Origin of the sequence: Candidatus Symbiopectobacterium sp. (genome assembly GCF_020054415.1) — a bacterium.
Classification (GTDB): Bacteria; Pseudomonadota; Gammaproteobacteria; order Enterobacterales; family Enterobacteriaceae; genus Symbiopectobacterium.
Genome location: NZ_JAHWCO010000161.1, coordinates 1 through 2166, shown reverse-complemented (window position 1 = coordinate 2166; position 2166 = coordinate 1). Strand labels below are relative to the sequence as shown.

The window sequence follows — 2166 nt, the reverse complement described above, 5'->3', positions numbered from 1 at the left end:
GCTGGCAATCCAGGCGGCATCACAGAAATGGACGATGCCCTTACAGGACTGGCGTATGGCAATGAGTCGCTTTATTATCTAGTTCGGTGACCGCCTTGACGGCCACTTCTGAGGAAAGGCATTTACACAAAATCTTAAACAGGCTCTTGCATTCATCGAGCAAGCTACACAACTCCACTATTGTATTCTGAGGATTTATGCAAACGAACTCGCTGACAAATCCCGGTCCGTTAGGACTGATGGGCTTCGGGATGACCACCATTCTTCTTAACCTGCATAACGCAGGCTTTTTCCCACTTTCTTCTATTATTCTCAGCATGGGGATTTTCTACGGCGGCATCGCCCAGATCATCGCAGGGCTGTTGGAATACAAGAAAGGCAACACCTTTGGCGTGACCGCATTCACCTCTTACGGCGCATTCTGGCTAACGCTGGTCGGCATTCTGATGCTGCCGAAAATGGGCCTGGCAGAAGCCAGTGATGCACAGTTCATCGGGGTATTTCTTGGCCTGTGGGGCGTTTTCACCCTGTTTATGTTCTTCGGTACGCTGTGCGCCAACCGCGCGTTGCAGTTTGTATTTGCCAGCCTGACGCTGCTGTTTGCCCTGTTGGCTATCGGTAACTTCACCGGTAACCACGGCCTGCTGACCATTGCGGGCTATGAAGGCATTATTTGTGGCGCCAGCGCCATTTATCTGGCAATGGCAGAAGTGCTGAACGCGCAGTTTGGCCGTACGGTACTGCCGATTGGTGCACGCGGCGCGGCACACTAATCGCAGCCTCGCGTTACCCGCAATAAAAAGCCCGGCGCATGCGCCGGGCTTTTTATTGCGGCAGAGCATGCACGGAACACTACAGGCTCTGCGCCGACTCGGTAAGCGCCACGCGGCGGCGAGACTGTGTCTGATAAAGATAAAGCCCCAGCAGCAAGCCAAGCCCAGACAGTACCAGCACATAAACGGCTGGTGCGATAGGCGTTATCTGCATCATCAATGTGACGCTTATCGGCGTCAGACCACCGAAAATCGCGTAAGAGACGTTGTAAGAGAAAGAGACGCCCGAGAAGCGCACTTCCTGCGGGAACGCTTGCACCATCACATAAGGCACCGCACCGACTACGCCAACGCATAATCCCGCAACCGCATACCCTAAGAACAGCAACGAAGGATCGCGCGCTGCCACCATATAGAAGAAAGCGCAGCCCGCTGCCAGCAGGATGCTGTCGAAAATAAACGTCTTACCTGCTCCGATGCGATCGACGATCATCCCGACGGTCACACAGCATATCATCAGGGTGATAGTTGCAAGACAGTTGGCCTGCAACGCCATCGAAGCGGGGGTGCCATGCGCTTTTTGCAAATAGGTAGGAGCCATCAGGATCACCACCACTATGCAGGCTGAGAGCAGCCAGGTCAGCAGCATCGACACCACAACCGCCGTTTTATGTTTCATCACCACCGCTTTAAGCGGCAATTCGTCCGCCAGACGTTTGTGCGCCTGCATCTCCATAAACACCGGTGTCTCTTGCAACCAGCGACGCAACTACATGGCAAAGAAACCAAAGATACCGCGGAGGAAGAACGGAATACGCCAGCCGCCGCCGACAATCTGCTGCGGCGTTAATGTGCTATTGAGTAGTGTCGCAATCGCAGAACCAAGCAGAATACCGAGCGTCAGCCCCGCCGTCAGAATGCCACACGCCAGCCCAATGCGAGAACGTGGCACATGCTCAGAGACAAACACCTAGGCTCCCGGCACTTCACCACCAATCGCAGCACCTTGTAAAATACGCATAAACAGCAGCAATACTGGCGCAGCAATCCCCATACTTTCATAGTTCGGCAACATTCCCATGGCGAGCGTAGGCACCGCCATCAGGAAGATGCTCAGGCTGAACATTTTTTACGTCCAACCAGATCGCCAAAGTGGGCCATGATGATGCCCCACAACGGGCGGGCCATATAGCCTGTGGCAAAGATGCCAAAGGTTTGCAACTGGCGCAGCCACTCAGGAATATCAGGCGGGAAGGGCTTTGTTGAATAAATCAGAACTTGTAACGACTGCGCCCCATACGGGTCGATTGTTACGTGATGCGAATACTGTTCGGCATTCCTAATAGCGTGATCCGGTTAAGCGCTTTGACCATGGCCATGGCTTCACCCACCT

Annotated in this window: 1 protein-coding gene and 2 pseudogenes; 1 reads left to right on the top strand and 2 read right to left on the bottom strand. The window is 53.9% G+C overall.

The window, feature by feature from the left end:
- Positions 1–197 precede the first annotated feature (197 nt).
- Positions 198–773: an acetate uptake transporter gene (gene satP, locus QZ506_RS04815; protein WP_291969440.1), complete on the top strand. Its 576-nt coding sequence runs from the start codon at positions 198–200 to the stop codon at positions 771–773.
- Positions 774–852: 79 nt separating this feature from the next.
- Here the strand turns inward: satP and QZ506_RS04810 are convergent.
- Positions 853–2027 (bottom strand): annotated as a pseudogene (locus tag QZ506_RS04810) (MFS transporter); the annotation flags it as partial.
- Positions 2028–2083: 56 nt separating this feature from the next.
- Positions 2084–2166 (bottom strand): annotated as a pseudogene (locus QZ506_RS04805) (lipoprotein); the annotation flags it as partial.